An 18,577-nucleotide genomic window follows, 5' to 3' on the forward strand; every position below is an offset into this window, starting at 1 on the left:
GGCAGCGCCCCTCATCACACCATAAAGCGCGCCGAAGGCGCTCCGATGGATTCCCAACAAGTTTTCAGAGGCTGGGGCCGGAATTTTCCATCGCGTGCCGGATGCGGCGGATCATCCACCAGACGATCCCCACTACGGGCAAGGTCACCCCTGCCAGCAGAAGCCCTCGGCCGATCCCCGTGGCATCGGCCAGCGGGTAGAGCAGATAGCCCGCCAGCGACACCGCGTAATAGCTGATCGCGACCACCGAAAGACCTTCGACCGTCTTCTGCAGCCGCAGCTGCATGTCCGCGCGCTGGTTCATGGATTCCAGCAATTGCTGGTTCTGGGCCGAGCGTTCGACCTCGACCCGGGTGCGCAAGAGGTCGCCGGCGCGCATCGCGCGGGTGGTCATGGTGTCCATCCGCGCCTCGGTGCTCTTGACCGTACGCATGGCCGGGTCGTAGCGGCGCATCATGAATTCGCCGAAGGTCTGCCGCCCCTGGAACCGGGTTTCGCGCAGCACGCTGATCCGCTGGCCGACGATGGCCTCGTAGGCCCCGGTCGCGCCCAGCCGGAAAGAGGTCTGCGCCGACAGGCTCTCCAGCTCCGCCGAGACCGACAGGAGCGCCTTCAGCGTCTCCTCCGCCGGTCCCGCGCCATGTGTCATCGCCTCCATCAGGCGGCTCAGTTCGCCGTCGATCTCGCCCATGCGGGGGGCCAGTTCGCGCACACGGGTGAAGCCCAGCATCGACATGGTCTTGTAGGTCTCGATCTCGCACAGCCGCTGCACGATGCGCCCCACACGCCGTTCGCCGACCCCGGGGCGGGTGAAGACGCCAAAGCGCAGATGCCCCGCCGGATCGATGCGGAAATCTCCGGCGACGATGGCGTCCTCGTCCAGCACGGCGCTGACCGCGAGGCTTTCTGGCACGAACCAGTGGTTCAGCGCGCGCTCGGTCTCGGCCGCCTCGCCGCGTTCGGCGATCCGGATCAGCGCCGAGGTGATGCGCACGCCCGGCGCTTCGGCAAGCCAGCTTTCCGGGAAGACCTCGAAATCCGCCGGATCGAAAGGCCGGTCGGTCAGGCCGTCCATGAACACCGTGTAGGTGACGAATTCCGTGTGCTGCTCCCATTTCAGCATGTGCTGGCCGATGCGGCCCGAGAAATGCGTGGCCCCGGGCTGCGGATGCTGCGTGCCGTATCGGTCCAGCAGATCGGTCAGATGCTTGAGATCGAGCGACCGGTCGCGCGACGCGGCCTGCTGCGGCTTCTTGATCGCGAGATAGACCGCGCGGCACGGCGCGCTGAGCGAGGGGAACGGCCGCGCGTGCAGCTCGTTCGAGAGCCGGTAGCGCAGCGGATGGTCCTGAATGGGCGGCATGATGCTTTCCCGAGCTTATAGACTCGGCCTTACTGTGACATCGGTCAAGTGTAAAGACAAATCTCCATACTTATCAATAACTTAATCGTACACAACGGCATACATGCCCAGCCAGCGCCGCGCGCGCCCGCAATTCGCGCTTTTCGGCCGGTGCGGGCGCGGTATCAAAGACGGTCAGGTCGCGGGCGAAATGAAGGGCTGCGCCGCCTGCGAGAGGATACCGCCCGAGGATACCAGCAGGCCCAGCTGGAAGATCGTCCAGCGCAGGTCCACCCCCTTGCCGTGCGAATGGGAATTGGCCTTTTTCAGACGGCTGGTCTCGAACTTGATCAGGAAATGCAGCGCCGCGGCCAGCGCCTCGCCCTCGACCCCGGACACACCCAGCCAATCGGCCAGCTCTTTGGCCGTCCCGGTATGTGCCAGAATGTGGTCCATCACATCCTTCGGCACCACCAGGTGCAGGAAGATGCCTTTGTAATAGACCCGCAGTTTGTTTTTCTTGTGATGATGGTGGTGATGGGTGTGGTGCGTGGCGTGGTGCGCCTGCGCGATCTGGCCGAGCATCGGCAGGGTCAGCTTGGTTTCGAACTCCAGATCGGGCTCGTCTTCCGGCTCTTCGAAGATGTCGCCATAGGCGGCGAGGATTGCCTGAATGTCGGCTTCGTGCCCGGCGAAGAGCGCAGGGTCGAGCGGCGGCGGCGTGTCGGAGGCATAGGCCGTGGCCGGGTCCTGCCCCAGCGCCTGCTCGGCAATGGCATAAAGCGCGTCGTAGCGGGCCTGCAAATCGGCGGGCAGGTCTTCTCGTTGCATGTCAATCTCCGGTTTAAAAAGCAATTGTCCGATCAGCCTAGCCGCGGTCTCGCTCGGCTTGAAAGGATTAACTGACCATCGCGCCCCTGGGCGGAGTGCGTCTGCACGGATCGCAGGCAGGACCGCGGCGCGCCCCGCAAATCAAAAGGCCCCGCCGGGGTGGCGGGGCCTTGAAGTTTGTTTGTCGCCGGCGCGTCAGGAAATGCGCGTCAGCAGATCCTCGAGCGACTTCTTGGCGTCGCCGTAGAACATCCGCGTGTTGTCCTTGAAGAACAGCGGGTTCTCGATGCCCGAGTACCCGGTGCCCTGGCCGCGCTTGGACACGAAGACCTGTTTGGCCTTCCAGCATTCCAGCACCGGCATGCCGGCGATGGGGCTGTTGGGGTCGTCCTGTGCGGCCGGGTTCACGATGTCGTTCGAGCCGATGACGATGGCGACATCCGTATCCGGGAAGTCGTCGTTGATCTCGTCCATCTCGAGCACGATGTCGTAGGGCACCTTGGCCTCGGCCAGCAGCACGTTCATGTGACCCGGCAGACGGCCCGCGACCGGGTGGATGGCGAAACGCACCTCCTTGCCCTTGGCGCGCAGGCGGCGGGTCAGCTCGGCCACGTTCTGCTGCGCCTGCGCCACGGCCATGCCGTAGCCCGGGATGATGATGATGCTGTCGGCCTCGTCCAGCGCCTGCGCTACGCCGTCGGCGTCGATGGCGATCTGTTCGCCCTCGACCGCCATCTGCTCGCCCGATGCGCCGCCGAAGCCGCCCAGGATCACGCTGACGAAGGCACGGTTCATGGCCTTGCACATGATGTAGGACAGGATCGCACCCGACGATCCCACCAGCGCACCCACGACGATCAGCAGATCGTTGCCCAGGCTAAAGCCGATGGCCGCCGCCGCCCAGCCCGAGTAGCTGTTCAGCATCGACACCACCACCGGCATGTCGGCGCCGCCGATGCCCATGATCAGGTGATAGCCGATGAAGAGCGCCAGCAGCGTCAGCAGGACCAGCGTCCAGCTGCCGGTATCGGCGAAATAGGCGATCGCCAGCACCACCGACAGCGCCGCCGCGGCGGCGTTCAGCATATGCCCGCCCGGAAGCTGTTTCGCCGCCGAGTTCACCTTGCCCGCCAGCTTGCCATAAGCGATGACCGAGCCGGTGAAAGTGACGGCACCGATCCAGATGCCCAGCACCAGCTCGACCTTGAGGATGGTAATCTCGACCGAGGTCTTCTTGGCCACGAGCGTGGCAAAGCTGCCCTCGACCGCCTCGCCGGCGGCCTTGGCCGCCTCGACCATGTTGATGGTCAGATCGGCGTTGAAGCCGACGAAGACCGCTGCAAGGCCGACGAGGCTGTGCATGATCGCCACCAGCTCGGGCATCTGCGTCATCTGCACGCGGGTCGCCAGCTGATAGCCGACCGCCGCGCCCAGCGCGATCAGGACGACCGACCCGAGCCAAAGCCCCTGGCCCGGCCCGATCAGGGTCGCCAGAACGGCGATGGCCATGCCGGCGATGCCGTACCAGACCGCCCGTTTCGCGCTTTCCTGGCCCGAAAGCCCGCCCAGCGACAGGATGAAGAGAACCGCCGCGACCGCATAGGCCGCAATCGTGAATCCGTATTCCATGATGCGCCGCTCCTTAAGATTTCTGGAACATGGCGAGCATGCGCCGTGTGACGAGGAAGCCGCCGAAGATGTTGACCGAAGCCATCAGCACACCGGCCGCGGCCAGCACCGTGATCAGCAGCGAGCTCGACCCGATCTGGATGAGCGCGCCCAGGATGATGATCGACGAGATCGCGTTGGTCACCGCCATAAGCGGCGTGTGCAGCGAATGGGCGACGTTCCAGATCACCTGGAAGCCGACGAAGACCGACAGCACGAAGACGATGAAATGCTGCATGAAACTGGCGGGCGCCACGAGCCCCACCAGCAGCACCAGCGCCGCGCCGACACCGATCAGCGTGACCTGCTGCTTGGTCTGCGCCTTGAACGCGGCGATTTCCTGCGCGCGCTTTTCCTCGGGCGTCAGTTCCTTGGGCTTTTCCTTCTTCTGCGCCGCGATGGCCTGCACTTTGGGCGGCGGCGGCGGGAAGGTGATCTCTTTTTCATGCGCGATGGTCGCGCCGCGGATCACGTCATCCTCCATGTTGTGGTTGACCTGGCCGTCCTTCTCGGGCGTCAGATCGGTCATCAGGTGGCGGATGTTTGTGGCATAGAGCGTCGAGCTCTGCGTTGCCATCCGGCTGGGGAAGTCGGTGTAGCCGATGATGGTGACGCCGTTGTCGGTGACGATCTTCTCGTCCATCACCGTCAGCTTGCAGTTGCCGCCCTTCTCGGCCGCGAGGTCAATGATGACCGACCCGGGCTTCATGCTCTCGACCATGTCCTTGGTCCAGAGCTCGGGCGCCTCGCGGTTGGGGATCAGCGCGGTGGTGATGACGATGTCCATCTCAGGCGCCAGCTCGCGGAACTTGGCAAGCTGTGCCGCGGCGAATTCGGGGCTGGATACAGCGGCATAGCCGCCGGTGGCGGCGCCGTCCTGCTGCTCTTCCTCGAAATCCAGATAGACGAATTCCGCGCCCATCGATTCCACCTGCTCGGCCACTTCGGGCCGGACGTCGAAGGCGTAGGTGATCGCGCCGAGGCTGGTCGACGTGCCGATCGCGGCCAGACCGGCCACGCCCGCGCCCACCACCAGAACCTTGGCCGGCGGCACCTTGCCGGCGGCGGTGATCTGACCGGTGAAGAAGCGGCCAAAGTTGTTGCCCGCCTCGATCACCGCGCGGTAGCCCGCGATATTGGCCATCGACGACAGCGCGTCCATCTTCTGGGCGCGGCTGATGCGCGGCACCATGTCCATGGCGATGACGGATGCGCCCTTCTTGGCGGCGGCCTCCATCAGCTCCTGGTTCTGACCGGGGTAGAAGAAGCTGATCAGCAGCTTGTCGCCGTTCAGCCGCTTGACCTCGGCGTCGCTGGGCGGGCGGACCTTGGCGATGATATCGGCGCCTTTCCAGAGCGCCGCGGCGGTCTTGACCACCTCGACCCCGGCGGCTTCATAGGCGTCGTCGGTGAACCCGGCCGCCGCGCCCGCACCGGTCTCGATGGCGCAGTCGTAGCCCAGTTTCTGCAACTGAAGTGCAGAGTCAGGCGTCATGGCTACACGCGCCTCGCCTGCGAACACTTCCTTAGGCGTCCCTATCTTCACGTATGAGTCCCCCTCGCGTCAGATCAAACGTTTCTTCGGTTCCGTTGCGGCAGCGCCGCTCAAACGGTGGGTCTACAATGCTGACCCATCGGCCACAACCGCTGCTGCGGCTCTAGAACATAAGTCGCGCGGGAGTTAAAGCCACCTTCTTGTTTGTTGCGCATAACGCGCAAAATCGGCACGAAACTTGCGCCGCATCCGATTTTCCTCCAGCACGATGAAGCGCCGTTCCAGGATCCAGACGAGGACCGGGATCAGTGGTAGCGCCAACACCGCATCCCAATACAGGATCATGCCTGCCAGGATCAGCGAATCACCGAGGTAGATGGGGTTGCGGCTGCGTTTGAAGATACCCAGGGTGATCATCCGCTCAGGCGTTTCATGCGGGATGATGCTGGTGCGGTGACGGCGGAATTCGTAGGCGGCCAGTGCAAAAAGCACGACGCCGCCGCCCACCAGAAGACCGCCCAGGAGGTCGGCCCAGACCGGGCCGAAACTCAGCCCCGCCGGCAGGTAGGTCTTTTGTCCCCAGGCCAGCGCCAGGCAGAGCGCCAGCCACACCGGCGGCATGTCGACCCATCTGAGCATCTGCGCCATCCTCCGGTTTGTTTCCCGCCGAAGCGAGGACGCCCAAACGGGCGGACGAGCGGCCCCTCCTCAAGCCCTTGCGGGCTTTCCTCGGAGCTGCGTGGCTATTCCCATTCCATTTCCTCGAAGACCCGGCCGGCATTCTTGGTGGCCAGTTCCTCGAACGTGTCCAGCTTGGACCAGCGTTCCTGATCGACGTAATAAGCGCTGGCCAGATCGCCACCCTCGTCGATATGCGCGCCGATCTTTTCGCGCAGGTCCAGCAGATAGTCGTACGTGTAACGCGTCACCTGCGCCAGGTTCGTCGGATGCCCGTGGCCCGGGATCACATAAGTCGGCTCCAGCGGCGCAAATCCCGTCTCCCAGGTTTCGATCCAGCACGAGGTGCAGGTGTCCGCGAAAACCGGCAGCATGCGCTCGTGAAACGCGATATCCCCGGCGATCATCATCGACCATTGCGGAATCCACACCTGCGTGTCGCCCGGCCCGTGCGCCGGACCCAGATGCAGCACCTCCAGCGTGACGTCGCCCATCTCGATCACCTCGCGGTCGGAAAACGACAGATTGGCCGGCACCACCCGCGTGCCCTCGGCCTTGTCGCCATTATAGCGCTGCATCCCCTGCAGGATGAAATCGCCGTTTTCCTCGACCTCGGCGATGGCCTCTTCATGGGCCAGGATATCGACGCCCAGATCCGCCCAATAGGCATTGCCCAGCATGGCATGGCCCTGCCCGTTCTCGTTGATCACCAGCTTCACCGGCTGATCGGTCACCGCCTTGATCTCGTCGTGCAGCGCCGCGGCCAGCCGCACCGACGCGCCGCCGTTAACCACCACGACCCCGTCACCGGTCACGACGAAGGACAGGTTGTTGTTGTGGCCGCTGTTGTCGTAGGTCGGCGGGGCCGTCGCGCCGATGGCCGACCAGACATAGGGGATCACCTCGACCGGTTTGTCGTAAAGCTCGGACTGCGGATACTTGTCCGCGATATCCTCGCTCGCCGCCGCCGCCCCGGCGCAAAGCACAAGTCCCAAGATCATCCGCATGGCGTTCACCCTCCCGTCAGCCGCGCTCACATTCACATGAATGAATGCGTTTAGCAAGTCCGCCTTGCCACCACGCCTAATCCGGCTAGGCTGCGCCAAAACCTGGGAAAAGGACGCAGGATGCTCAGCGGCAAACACGCACTCGTCACCGGTGGCGGCACCGGGATCGGCCTGGCCATCGCCCGCGCGCTGGCCGACGAAGGCGCCCTCGTCACCATCACCGGCCGCCGCGCCGCGACGCTGCAAGAGGCCGCGGGCGGCCGCTTGCACCCTCTTGTGATGGACGTACAAGACGAAGCCTCGGTCGCCGACGGCATCGCCGAGGCCGTCACCCAGCGCGGTCCCATCCAGATCTGCGTCCCCAACGCCGGCATCGCCGAGGGCCGCGCCCTCCTGAAGACCGACCTCGATTTCTGGCGCAACATGATGGCCACCAACCTCGACGGCGCCTTCCTGACCATTCGCGAAAGCCTGAAAAGCATGACCCAGACAGATTGGGGCCGGATCGTCGCCGTCAGCTCCATCGCCGGCCTCAAGGGGCTGAAGGGCGCGCCGACCTACACCGCCTCGAAACACGCGCTGATCGGGCTGATCCGCGGGTTGGCCGCTGATTACGCCGGCAAGCCCTACACCTTCAACGCGCTCTGCCCCGCCTATGTCGACACCGATATCGTCGACAGCAACGTCACCTCGATCGCCGCCCGCACCGGCATGTCCCACGACGAGGCCCGCCAGCTGATGGTCGGGGTCAACCCGCACGGGCGTCTGATCCGCCCCGAGGAGGTGGCCGACGCGGCAGTCTGGCTCTGCCGCCCGAATTCCGGGTCAGTCAACGGCCAGGCGATCCAGCTCTCGGGGGGCGAGCTGTGACCGATTTCACCTGGACCCGGGCGCAGTTCCAGCTGCCGCACGGGGTCATCTACCTCGACGGCAATTCCCTGGGCCCTCTGCCCACGGCCACGCCCGCGCGGCTGGAAAAGGCGCTGCGCGACGAATGGGGGGCCGAGCTGATCAAAGGCTGGAACAGCTGCGGCTGGATGGCCATGCCGGGCAGGCTCGGCGACCGCGTGGGCCGGCTCATCGGCGCCGTGCCGGGCCATACGGTGATCGGCGACACGCTCTCGATCAAGGTGTTCCAGGCGTTGTCCGCCGCGCTGAACCTGCGCCCCGACCGGCGCGTGATCCTCTCCGACACCGGCAATTTCCCGTCCGATCTCTACATGGCCGAAGGGCTGATCAAGCTGCTGGGCGATCGCTACGAGCTGCGCCTCGTCGCGCCTGAAGAGGTCGCGGACGCCATCACCGACGAGATCGCCGTGACCCTGATCACCGAGGTCGACTACCGCACCGGACGTCGTCACGACATGCCCGCGCTGACCGCCAGGGCGCATCAACACGGCGCGCTGGCGATCTGGGATCTGGCGCACAGCGCCGGCGCCCTGCCGGTGCACGTGACCCGCGACAAGGCGGATTTCGCCGTCGGCTGCACCTACAAATACCTCAACGCCGGGCCCGGCGCGCCCGCCTTCATCTATGTCGCGCCGGAACATGCCGACCGGGCAGAACCGGTGCTCTCGGGCTGGCTGGGCCACGCCGCGCCTTTCGACTTCGATCTGGGCTACCGCGCGGGCGACGGCATCGAGCGGATGCGCGTCGGCACCCCTCCGGTGCTGCAGATGGCAGCACTCGAGACCGCGCTCGACATCTGGGACCGGGTCGAGATGGCCGACCTGCGCGCCCGCTCGCTGGCGCTGACCGACCGCTTCATCGCCGCCGTCGAGGCGCGCTGCCCGTCGCTCGCACTGGCCACCCCCCGCGATAACGACGCGCGCGGCAGCCAGGTATCCTTCCGCCACCCCCAGGGCTACGCCATCATGCAGGCGCTGATCGCGCGCGGCGTCATCGGCGATTTCCGCGCGCCGGACATCCTGCGCTTCGGCATCTGCCCGCTCTACATCGGCGAGGCCGACATCGACGCCGCCGCCGACCACCTGGCGCAGATCCTCGACACCGCCGCGTGGGACCGGCCGGAATACCTGCAGCGCAAGGCCGTCACATGAGCCCTTTCCGTTTCATCTGGTCATAAATATCCCGGGGGAGTCGCCCCTCAGGGCGACGGGGGCAGAGCCCCCTCTTCCCGCCAAACCAAAGGTGCCCCGCATGACAGATCCCTACGATCCCTCCGGCGAAGGCGCGCAGATGGCCTTCGACGGCCGCATGTCCTACACCGACTATCTGCGCCTCGATCAGGTGCTGGGCGCCCAGCACCCGCTCAGCGACGCCCATGACGAGATGCTCTTCATCGTCCAGCACCAGACTTCGGAACTCTGGATGCGCCTCGCGCTGCACGAGCTTCACGCCGCGCGCGAGATCCTGCGCAGCGACGACATCCGCCCCGCGTTCAAATCCCTCGCCCGCGTCAGCCGCATCTTCGAACAGCTCAACAGCGCCTGGGATGTGCTGCGCACCATGACGCCCAGCGACTACACCACATTCCGCGCCGCTTTAGGGCAAAGCTCGGGCTTTCAGTCGCACCAATACCGTCTGATCGAATTCACCCTGGGCAACCGCAATCCCGCGATGATCCGCCCCCACGCGCACCGCCCCGAGCTGGCCACACTTCTGGAGGCAGAGCTGACCCGCCCCAGCCTCTACGACACGGCACTGGCGCTGCTCAATGCGCGCATCCCCTTGCCTGACGCCAGCCTCGACCGCGACCTGCAGCGTCCTCATGCGCCCGATGCGGCAGTGCGGGACGCCTGGCAAGAGGTCTACCGCGACCCCAAAACCTATTGGGATCTCTACGAACTCGCCGAAAAGCTGGTCGATCTCGAGGATTACTTCCGCCGCTGGCGCTTCAACCACGTCACCACCGTGGAACGGGTCATCGGGCTGAAACGCGGCACCGGCGGCACCGGCGGCGTGAGCTATCTCAAACACATGCTCGAGGTCGAGCTTTTCCCCGATCTGTGGCACCTGCGCACCGACCTCTGAGGGCACGCTTTCAGGCCTCGAGCCCCCGCCCGAAGAGCCCCGCCAGGGCCGACACGCGTTCCAGATAGCGCGCGTAGGGCGGCGCCTTGGCGCCCTTCAGCGCCAGGATCATCGCCTCGGCCAGCACCTCGGGCGCGCCGGGCAGCTTAATCCGGCCCGCCGCCGCCCGCCGCGTCAGCCAGTCGGCATAGACCCCCGCCAGCCGGGCCTCGCCCTCGGCCGACACGTCGCCCGCCATGGCCACGCCCTGGTCCAGAATCTCGTCCCCGTGCGGCGAATTCATCAGCGCCTCGAAGACCTCGCCCGCCTGCGCCAGGAACGCCGCGCGCAGCACCTCCTCCGCCGGCCCGTCCTGGGACAGCGCCACGGTCACGTCGCGCACCGCGTCGTCGTAATACTGCGTCTTGAGCGCGCGAAAGATGTCGTCCTTGTTGCGGAAATGCAGATAGAGCGCCGGGCGCGACATCCCGGCCTTTCGCGCGATATCCTCCATCGAGCTGCGCCGGACCCCATAGGTCAGAAACACCTCGAATGCCGCGTGCAGAATAGCCGCGCGCTTGGGATCGTCGATGTCCTGACCGTCCGCCATACAGACGGTTTGACAGATCTGGGAAAATTTGTCAATTGACAGGATGACACATCACGCTAAGATTGTCAGAACGCTTTCCGGCCAGAGGAGCTGCCCATGATCCCCCTCACCGTCAACGGAGAAACGACCGAGCTCGACCTGCCTGCCGATGTGCCCCTGCTCTGGGCGCTGCGCGACGGGCTGGGGCTGACCGGCACCAAATTCGGCTGCGGCGTCGCCGCCTGCGGCGCCTGCACCGTCCATATCGATGGCGAGGCGGTGCGGTCGTGCCAGGTGGCCATCGGCGATGTCTGGGGCGACGTAACGACGATCGAGGGGCTGGGCACGCCGGACAATCTGGCAAAGCTTCAGCAGGCGTGGATCGACCATCAGGTCGCGCAATGCGGTTATTGTCAGTCGGGCCAGATCATGCAGGCGGCGAGCCTTCTGGCGGAAAACCCCGCCCCCAGCGACGACGATATCGACGCGGCGATGGCCGGGAACCTGTGCCGCTGCGGCACCTATCCGCGCATCCGCGCCGCGATCAAGACCGCCGCCACCCAGATGTCGGAGGGCTGATCCATGGCCAGCATCGGAAAAATCGTCCGCCGCACCTTTCTCTTCGGCGGTGTCGCCATCGCCGGGGGCGTCGCCTTTGGCGTCTGGCAGATCAACAAGGACGCGCCCAACCCGCTGCGCCCGGCCGAGGGCGAGACCGCGCTCAACCCATTCGTGCTGATCGACGGCGCGGGCGTGACCCTGATCGCGCCCCGCGCCGAGATGGGCCAGGGCACCCGCACCACCTGGGCCGCCCTTCTGGCCGAAGAGCTGGACATCGCATGGGAGGACATCCGCGTCATCCACGGCCCCGCCGCCAAGGCCTATTACAACCACGCCATGATGGGCGAAGGTCTGCCCAACAAGGGTTACGACGCCTCGGCCTTCCAGCAGGCGCTGGGGGAAACCATGGGCAGCCTGGGCAAGCTGTTCGACATGCAGGTCACCGGCGGCTCGACCGCGATGAAGGACGGGTACGAGCGGATGCGCGTCGCCGGCGCCACCGCGCGCGAGATGCTGAAAGCGGCGGCGGCGAACCGGCTGGGCGTCGCCCCCGAGACGCTTGGCACCGAGGACGGCCACGTGATCGCCGCCGACGGCACCCGGATCCCCTATACCGACCTCGCCGCCGAGGCCGCCGGGATCGCGCCGCCCAACGTCATCCTGCGCGAGCCCGATCAGTGGCGCTATCTGGGCCGCTCGCTACCGCGCGTCGACATGGTGGAGAAATCCACCGGCACCGCGCAATTCGCCGTCGACACCCGTCTGCCGGGGATGAAATTCGCCGCCCTCAGGATGTCGCCCAAACGCGGCGGGATGCGCAGCTTCGACGGGTTCGACGCGGGCCGCATGCCCGGGGTCGAGCGGGTGATCGACATGGGCGACGGCGTGGCGGTGGTGGCCAGCAACACCTGGCTGGCCCAGCAGGCCGTGGATGCGATCCCCATCGAATGGGAGGACGCGCCCTACCCCGCCCAAACCGACGCCATGTTCGCCGCCATCGAGGCCGCCTTCGACACCGAGCCCAACTCGACAATGCGCGACGACGGCGACGTGACCGACCTACCCGGCGGCGCGACCGAACTGAGCGCCAGCTACAAGCTGCCCTTCCTCGCCCATGCCACGATGGAGCCGATGAACGCCACAGCCTGGATCACGCCCGAGGGTCTGCGCGTCTGGGCCGGCAACCAGGCCCCCACCTTCGTGCGCGACGCCTGCGCCGCCGAGGCGGGTCTGTCGCCCGATCAGGTCGAGGTGATCACGCCATATATGGGCGGCGGCTTTGGCCGGCGCGGAGAGATGGATTTCGCCGTGCTCGCCACCCGCGTGGCCAAGGCCATACCCGGCACGCCGATCCAGCTGACCTGGTCGCGCGAAGAGGACATGACCCACGATTTCTACCGCCCCGCTGCTTTGGCCCGGATGCGCGGCGCTGTGGCCGATGGCCAGGCGGTGATGCTGGATGCCCAGGTCGCCGCCCCCTCGGTTGCGCGTCAGGCGCTGGGGCGCTGGATCGGTTTTGCCCCCGGCGGACCCGACAAGGTGACGGTCGAGGGGCTCTTCAATCAGCCCTACGCCATCCCCAACTACCGCGCGCGCGGCTATCTGGCCGATCTCGACGTGCCCATCGGCTTCTGGCGATCGGTCGGCAATTCGATCAACGGCTTCGTCCATGAATCCTTCATCGACGAGATGGCCCATGCCGCCGGGGCCGACCCTCTGGACTTTCGCTTTCAGCTGGCCAAGACCGAATGGCGCCCTGCCGCCGATTGCCTGGACGCGGTGCGCGAGATGTCGGGCTGGACCGGCAGCACGCCCGAGGGCGTCGGACGCGGCGTGGCGATGTGCTACAGCTTCGGCACGCCCGTGGCGATGGTGATCGAGGTGCGCGACGAAGGCGGGCTGATCCGCATGACCGACGCCTGGATCGCCTGCGACGTGGGCGTCGCGCTCGACCCGTCGATCATCGAGGCGCAGATGGTGGGCGGCATGGTCTACGGCCTGTCGGCGGCGATCAGCGAAGAGATCACCTTTGAGGACGGGATGGTGCAGCAGCTCAATTTCCCCGATTACGAGGCCCTGCGGATGCCGCAAATGCCCGCGGTGGTTGTGCGCACACTGGAAACAAACCCGCATCTCGGCGGGGTGGGCGAACCCGGTACGCCACCCGCCGCCCCGGCGCTGGCGAATGCCATATTCGACCTGACGGGCCAGCGCCTGCGGGAATTGCCGCTGTCAAAGAGCGTCGACTTCTACGCCTAATCCTTTGAATTTACTAGAAATGCCCCCGTGACACCCCACGGGGGCGTTTTCATTTTGCATAAAATTCAATCATATTATCGCCTTGGTCGCTTCATCTTGCTGCCCCACCGGAATTGTATCCAGTGGCGAAACGGGCAAGCACGCCCGCAGATGAAACACGCCCAAGGAGAATGGGCAGAATACCGAGAGTGGCAGCATGCCCGTTTATACAGTTCAATTTTATCTGGTGGATCCCACCACCGTCTTTTCCAACTCGGTCGGCAGTTCCTTCGTCTGGACCGGGCCGTCCACTGCGGCCGGCAGCGCCACCATCACCGACACCGAAACCGGGATCGAGGGCATCACGCTCGACGACGACAGCCGTGGCGGCGAGACCGCCACCGCCGATGTCACCATCCCCGGCGCCTCCTCCACCGGCTCGAACGTCGATGCCGAGGCCGTCTGGACAATCACCGACAGCGTCACCGGACAGAGCTTCGAGGTGGCGCAATTCGACGTCGAGAACGGCGCGGCGGCGGGCGATTACACCCTGTCCGAGGCGCCGCTGGTCGCGGGCCGCACCTATACGGTCAACGCCTATACCAACAATCCAAGCGTCACCAACGGCACCATCGCGTTCAATTCGCAGGATTACGCGGCCTTTCAGGACCCGACCATCGACGGCACCACGGGCAACGATTCCATCGACCCCGATTACATCGACCCACAGGGCCAGTCCGTCGACGGCGACCCCTCCGCGCTTGGCAATCTGGTGGACGCCGGCGCCGGCGACGACACCGCCATCGGCGGCATGGGCGACGACACGCTGCTGGGCGGCGACGGGGCCGATCTGCTCTATGGCGACTACGGCCTCTACAGCCCCGACCCGATAGCCGAGGCGCTGATCTGGACCGATCAGGGCGCCACCGGCACCGACCTGTCGGCCGGGTTCACCCAGGATACCGGCACTATCGACGTCACGCTGGGCTTTACCAACGACGGCAACAACGCCCCCATATTCGAGGTCGACGACACGCTGACGCAATACGGCGGCGCGGGCGAGCCCTTTACCAATTCCGCACTCTACCTCTACGGCCAGGGCGACGGCGCGACCTCGACCACCACGATGACTTTCGCCGCCAGCACCGGCGCGTCCGTCGCCGACGAGGTCGAGAACGTCAGCTTCCGGATCAACGACGTCGATTGGGGCAGCGGCAATCACACCGACATCATCACCGTCAACGCCTATGATGCCGACGGCAACGCGGTGGCCGTCACCCTGACGCCCGGCGGCGGCGACACGGTGTTGGGCAACACGATCACCGCCGACACGGTGGCCAACGACACCAGCCAGCTCGACGGGTCGGTGCTGGTCGAAGTGGCGGGCCCCGTCGCCCAGGTAGAGGTGATCTACGGCAACCTGCAGGCCGGCACCCAGGGCATCTGGCTGACGGATGTGCATTTCGACGCCATTCCCGTCGCCAGCGGCAACGACAGCCTCGACGGCGGCGCGGGCAACGACACGCTTTTGGGCGAGGCGGGGGACGACACCCTGACGGGCGGCGCCGACAACGACAGCCTTTCCGGCGGCACCGGCAACGACAGCCTTTCGGGCGGCACCGGCGACGACACGCTGGCGGGCGATGACGGGGCCGACACTCTGACGGGCGGCGACGGGGCCGACGTTCTGAGCGGCGGCGCGGGCGGCGACCTTATCGACGGCGGGGCGGGCAACGACACGATCTTCGCCGCCCAGGGCGACACGATCACCGCGGGCGACGGCGACGACGTGATCACGCTGGTCGATCTGGCCGAGGCAGGCAGCGGCACCATCACGATCGAGGGGGCCACCACCGGCCAGTCGGGCGGCGATACGCTCGACCTCAACGGGCTGGCCGACCGCACCACGCTCGACATCACCTCGAATGTCGGCGGCGAGCAGAGCGGCACGATCCAGATGCTCGATGGCACGCTGGTGTCGTTCTCCAACATCGACAGCGTGATCTGCTTTACCCCCGGCACGCGCATCCTGACCGCCACCGGCCCCCGCCCGATCGAGAGCCTGCGGCCCGGCGATCTTCTGGTGACCCGCGACGCCGGTCTGCAGCCGCTGCGCTGGATCGGCCAGCGCCGCGTCGCCGCCACCGGCAGGACCGCCCCGATCCGCATCGCGAAATCGGTGATGCCGGGGGCGACCGGGTCGCTGCTGGTGTCGCCTCAGCACCGCATGTTGTTCGAGGGCTATCACGCCGAGCTGCTCTTCGGCGACGCCGAGGTCTTCGCCGCCGCCTGTCATCTGGAGAACGGCATCGACGTGATCCGCGAAGAAGGCGGCGAGGTGACCTATATCCACCTGATGCTGGACCGCCATCAGGTGATCTATGCCGAGGGGATGCCCACCGAATCCCTGCATATCGGCCAGACCGGCCTGGGGTCGCTCAGCGATGCCTCGCGCGAGGATCTGTTCCGCAACTTCCCCGCGCTGCGCAGCGATCCGGGGTCCTACGGCGACACCGCCCGCGCCTGCCTGAAGCGTCACGAGGTGCAGTCGCTACGCGCCCAGACCGGCGTTGGGGCTGCGCTGGCGGCCTGAGACGCCGCCCCTGCCCAATCACGCCGCCCAGTCGTCGAGGACCCGGTCCAGCGCCTCCCAATCGGTGAATTCGGTGTCCTTATGCGGATCGACCTTGCGGTCGTGCTGCGCCGCGATCCAGCGCATCGCCCAGGATTTAAAGAAATCGTACTCGGTAAAGCGGAACGCCCCGGCGACATGTTCGGTGCGCCCCGGGGCCCAGCCGGTCTCGGCCGCGAGCCTGCGGGCGATCCGGCGCAGCCCCGACCATTCCTCGTAATCGTTGCCCGCCGCGGCCAACGATACCTGCAGATAGAGCGTCCGGATGCGCGCCAGCGCCTGGGAATGGGTCTTGGCAAAGGCCACCAGCGCGGGCTGCACACGCTCCATGTGAACCGAGCCGGCGAGGATGGCGGCGTCGAAGCGCTGCAGGTCAAGCCCGCCGTCCTCGTCCACCGGCAAAAGCTCGACACTGTGGCCCCGGTCGATCAGCCGGTCCGCGCAATGGCGGCAGATCTTGCGGGTCTGACCTTCGGTCGTGGCATAGGCAATCAGAATTCGCATAACGGTTCGCTCCTCGACTCGTACGGGGCGACCGTAGAGGATGCGGAGAGGCCGCACTTTGCGCTGGCGCAAATTGAATTTTGAAATGTCAGGGGTCGGCTTTTCAAAGCAAAAGCCGCGACCAGCGCCTGCCCGTGGGATGGCGCTGCAACTAGCGTTCTCAGCGCTTTATCCCCGCCAAGTCATCGCATCGAACGAGCGGCGCGCCCAGGTCGACAAAGCGCCAGCCCGACGGGACGGGCAGGCGCTGGTCGCGGCGGCCTGCGGCCTTGATTCCGCGACTTGGCGGGGCTGAAGGATTGTCGGAACATGCCGACCGGGCGGGCTGCGCCATCCCACGGGCAGGCGCTGGTCGCGGCTTGTTTCGACGACCCTATCTGTCAGTCAGCAAAGACTTACGCGCTGCGCCGGGCCGGGCCGTGGCGCATCTGCGCCCAGTCGCGGACGGCGTCGCCGAAGGCGGTGAAGAGCGGGCGCGACACCGGGTCGTTGGCCGCGTCCCACTCCGGGTGCCATTGCACCGACAGCGTAAACCCCGGCGCGCCCTCGACATGGATCGCCTCGGGCGTGCCGTCGGGGGCGTGACCCTCGATCGCGATGCGCGCGCCCGGGGCCTTGATGCCCTGCCCGTGCAGGGTGTTGGTCAGCACCTCGGTGGCGCCGAAGAGACGGTGGAACACCCCGCCTTCCTTGAGCGTCACCACATGGCGCAGCGCGAACTTTTCTTCCAGCGTGCCGTCGGGCGGCATGCGGTGGTTGTCGCGCCCCGGCAGGTCGCGAATCTCGGGGTAGAGCGTGCCGCCCATGGCGACGTTGACCTCTTGAAAACCGCGGCAAATGCCGAGGAACGGCTGGGCCCGCTCGACGCAGGCGCGCACCAGCGGCAGGGTGATCGCATCGCGCGCGCGATCATAAGCGCCATGCGCCTCTGTCCAGTCTTCGCCGTATTCCTCGGGATGGACGTTCGGGCGGCCGCCGGTCAGCAGGAACCCGTCACAGGTCTCGAGCAGTTCGGCCACCGACACAAAGCGCGGATCGGCGGGGATGACCAGCGGCATACAACCCGCCACATTCGCCACCGCCTCGGAGTTCATCGACCCGCCGGCATGGGCCGGATACTGGTCGTTAAGCAGATACTGGTTGCCGATGATGCCGACGATGGGGCGCGCCATGGGATCCTCTTTTGTGCCTGCCGCAAACATAGGTCATGCGGCGGGGCTAGAAAAGGTGGCTCAGACCTCGGCCTGCAGGCCGACGGCCTCGATGCCCGCTTTTGCGGCAGCCGCGTCGTTGTCCGACGTGTCGCCGGTCACGCCGACCGCGCCCAGAACGCGGCCCTTGGCGTCGCGCACCAAAACGCCGCCCGGCACCGGCACCATCTGCCCGCCGAGCGCGGCACCGGCGGCGGCGATGAAATAGGCCTGCTCTTCGGCGCGGTTCTTTTGCGCGGTGCCCGACATGCCCAGCATGACCGAACCGTAGGCCTTGCCATGCGCGATCTGGAAACGGCCCGGCGACGCGCCGTCTTCGCGCTCGAACGCCTGAACGTTGCCGCCCTCGTCCAGGACGATCACCGACAAAGGCTTGAGCCCCATCTCGCGCCCCTGTTCCAGCGTCTTGCGGATGATCGTGCGCGCGCGGCGCAGGGAAATGGCAGCCATGGTCAGGGCTCCTCTGTTTCGGGTTGCGTTTGGGTCAGACGTTAAACCGGCAGAACCGCCAGCGCCACGCGGCGGCCCTCGGACAGCAGCACGTTGTAGGTGCGGCAGGCGGCGGGCGAATTCATCACCTCGACACCGACCCCCGCCCCTTCGAGCCGCTGACGCAGCGGGCCCGGCAGATGGGCGATTTCGGCCCCCGTTCCGATAAAGAGCACATCGACCTCGTCCGACAGCGCCAGCAGCGGGCCATCGTCCTCGAGCCCGCCCCAGCCTTGCGTGCCCTGCGGCGACAGACAGACCGCGCCCGGCACGATCTTGCCGCCCACGCGGAAAAAGCCCGGTCCATAGCCGTCGACCGGCGCCGCCTCGGTATAGGTGATTTCGTTCAGCCGCATGTC

General features: G+C 66.4%; 17 protein-coding genes. 6 read left to right on the top strand and 11 right to left on the bottom strand.

The window, feature by feature from the left end; translation table 11 throughout:
• Positions 1 to 64: 64 nt before the first annotated feature.
• The 6 genes from RXV88_RS07400 to RXV88_RS07425 form a co-directional block, all read right to left on the bottom strand.
• A complete protein-coding gene (locus RXV88_RS07400) occupies positions 65 to 1,363 on the bottom strand; it encodes a DUF3422 domain-containing protein (protein ID WP_316291600.1) in 1,299 nt (432 codons plus the stop codon).
• 174 nt (positions 1,364 to 1,537) lie between these two features.
• Positions 1,538 to 2,173: a hypothetical protein gene (locus RXV88_RS07405; RefSeq protein ID WP_316291602.1), complete on the bottom strand. Its 636-nt coding sequence runs from the start codon at positions 2,171 to 2,173 to the stop codon at positions 1,538 to 1,540.
• 195 nt (positions 2,174 to 2,368) lie between these two features.
• Positions 2,369 to 3,802 carry an NAD(P)(+) transhydrogenase (Re/Si-specific) subunit beta gene (locus RXV88_RS07410; protein ID WP_316291605.1) on the bottom strand — a complete coding sequence of 478 codons (1,434 nt, stop codon included), beginning with the start codon at positions 3,800 to 3,802 and terminating at the stop codon, positions 2,369 to 2,371.
• Between the two features lie 13 nt (positions 3,803 to 3,815).
• Positions 3,816 to 5,387 (bottom strand): Re/Si-specific NAD(P)(+) transhydrogenase subunit alpha, encoded by a 1,572-nt coding sequence (locus RXV88_RS07415; RefSeq protein ID WP_316291607.1) that lies wholly within the window; start codon positions 5,385 to 5,387, stop codon positions 3,816 to 3,818.
• Between the two features lie 135 nt (positions 5,388 to 5,522).
• Complete coding sequence (locus RXV88_RS07420; RefSeq protein ID WP_316291752.1) at positions 5,523 to 5,975, bottom strand: isoprenylcysteine carboxylmethyltransferase family protein; 453 nt, start codon at positions 5,973 to 5,975, stop codon at positions 5,523 to 5,525.
• Positions 5,976 to 6,079: 104 nt separating this feature from the next.
• A complete protein-coding gene (locus RXV88_RS07425) occupies positions 6,080 to 7,021 on the bottom strand; it encodes an MBL fold metallo-hydrolase (RefSeq protein WP_316291609.1) in 942 nt (313 codons plus the stop codon).
• 120 nt (positions 7,022 to 7,141) lie between these two features.
• Between RXV88_RS07425 and RXV88_RS07430 the strand changes: the two genes are divergently transcribed.
• The 3 genes from RXV88_RS07430 (at position 7,142) to kynA (ending at position 10,015) form a co-directional block, all read left to right on the top strand.
• A complete protein-coding gene (locus RXV88_RS07430; protein ID WP_316291611.1) occupies positions 7,142 to 7,891 on the top strand; it encodes an SDR family oxidoreductase in 750 nt (249 codons plus the stop codon).
• Positions 7,888 to 9,081, top strand: a complete 1,194-nt coding sequence (gene kynU / locus RXV88_RS07435) for a kynureninase (RefSeq protein ID WP_316291613.1) — start codon at positions 7,888 to 7,890, stop codon at positions 9,079 to 9,081. The genes RXV88_RS07430 and kynU overlap by 4 nt, the downstream gene beginning before the upstream one ends.
• Positions 9,082 to 9,181: 100 nt before the next feature.
• Positions 9,182 to 10,015 (top strand): tryptophan 2,3-dioxygenase, encoded by an 834-nt coding sequence (gene kynA, locus RXV88_RS07440; protein WP_316291615.1) that lies wholly within the window; start codon positions 9,182 to 9,184, stop codon positions 10,013 to 10,015.
• 10 nt (positions 10,016 to 10,025) lie between these two features.
• On the opposite strand, the gene RXV88_RS07445 is transcribed toward kynA, so the two are convergent.
• Positions 10,026 to 10,604, bottom strand: coding sequence for a helix-turn-helix domain-containing protein (locus RXV88_RS07445; RefSeq protein WP_316291617.1), 579 nt, complete (start codon positions 10,602 to 10,604; stop codon positions 10,026 to 10,028).
• A gap of 96 nt (positions 10,605 to 10,700) precedes the next feature.
• Between RXV88_RS07445 and RXV88_RS07450 the strand changes: the two genes are divergently transcribed.
• The 3 genes from RXV88_RS07450 to RXV88_RS07460 all read left to right on the top strand — a co-directional run bounded on the left by RXV88_RS07450 (position 10,701) and on the right by RXV88_RS07460 (position 15,975).
• Positions 10,701 to 11,162, top strand: coding sequence for a (2Fe-2S)-binding protein (locus tag RXV88_RS07450; protein ID WP_316291619.1), 462 nt, complete (start codon positions 10,701 to 10,703; stop codon positions 11,160 to 11,162).
• Between the two features lie 3 nt (positions 11,163 to 11,165).
• Positions 11,166 to 13,403: a xanthine dehydrogenase family protein molybdopterin-binding subunit gene (locus tag RXV88_RS07455; RefSeq protein WP_316291621.1), complete on the top strand. Its 2,238-nt coding sequence runs from the start codon at positions 11,166 to 11,168 to the stop codon at positions 13,401 to 13,403.
• Between the two features lie 196 nt (positions 13,404 to 13,599).
• Positions 13,600 to 15,975 carry a Hint domain-containing protein gene (locus RXV88_RS07460; protein ID WP_316291623.1) on the top strand — a complete coding sequence of 792 codons (2,376 nt, stop codon included), beginning with the start codon at positions 13,600 to 13,602 and terminating at the stop codon, positions 15,973 to 15,975.
• A gap of 18 nt (positions 15,976 to 15,993) precedes the next feature.
• On the opposite strand, the gene RXV88_RS07465 is transcribed toward RXV88_RS07460, so the two are convergent.
• The 4 genes from RXV88_RS07465 to RXV88_RS07480 all read right to left on the bottom strand — a co-directional run bounded on the left by RXV88_RS07465 (position 15,994) and on the right by RXV88_RS07480 (position 18,574).
• Positions 15,994 to 16,518: a flavodoxin domain-containing protein gene (locus RXV88_RS07465; RefSeq protein WP_316291624.1), complete on the bottom strand. Its 525-nt coding sequence runs from the start codon at positions 16,516 to 16,518 to the stop codon at positions 15,994 to 15,996.
• 395 nt (positions 16,519 to 16,913) lie between these two features.
• Complete coding sequence (locus tag RXV88_RS07470) at positions 16,914 to 17,690, bottom strand: gamma-glutamyl-gamma-aminobutyrate hydrolase family protein (RefSeq protein ID WP_316291625.1); 777 nt, start codon at positions 17,688 to 17,690, stop codon at positions 16,914 to 16,916.
• 60 nt (positions 17,691 to 17,750) lie between these two features.
• Positions 17,751 to 18,179: a GlcG/HbpS family heme-binding protein gene (locus tag RXV88_RS07475; RefSeq protein ID WP_316291626.1), complete on the bottom strand. Its 429-nt coding sequence runs from the start codon at positions 18,177 to 18,179 to the stop codon at positions 17,751 to 17,753.
• 41 nt (positions 18,180 to 18,220) lie between these two features.
• The gene (locus tag RXV88_RS07480) at positions 18,221 to 18,574 is read right to left on the bottom strand and encodes an Mth938-like domain-containing protein (RefSeq protein ID WP_316291627.1); all 354 of its coding nucleotides are present in this window, start codon (positions 18,572 to 18,574) and stop codon (positions 18,221 to 18,223) included.
• Between the last annotated feature and the right edge of the window lie 3 nt (positions 18,575 to 18,577).

Origin of the sequence: Aestuariicoccus sp. MJ-SS9, assembly GCF_032586235.1 — a bacterium.
Taxonomy (GTDB): domain Bacteria; phylum Pseudomonadota; class Alphaproteobacteria; order Rhodobacterales; family Rhodobacteraceae; genus Aestuariicoccus.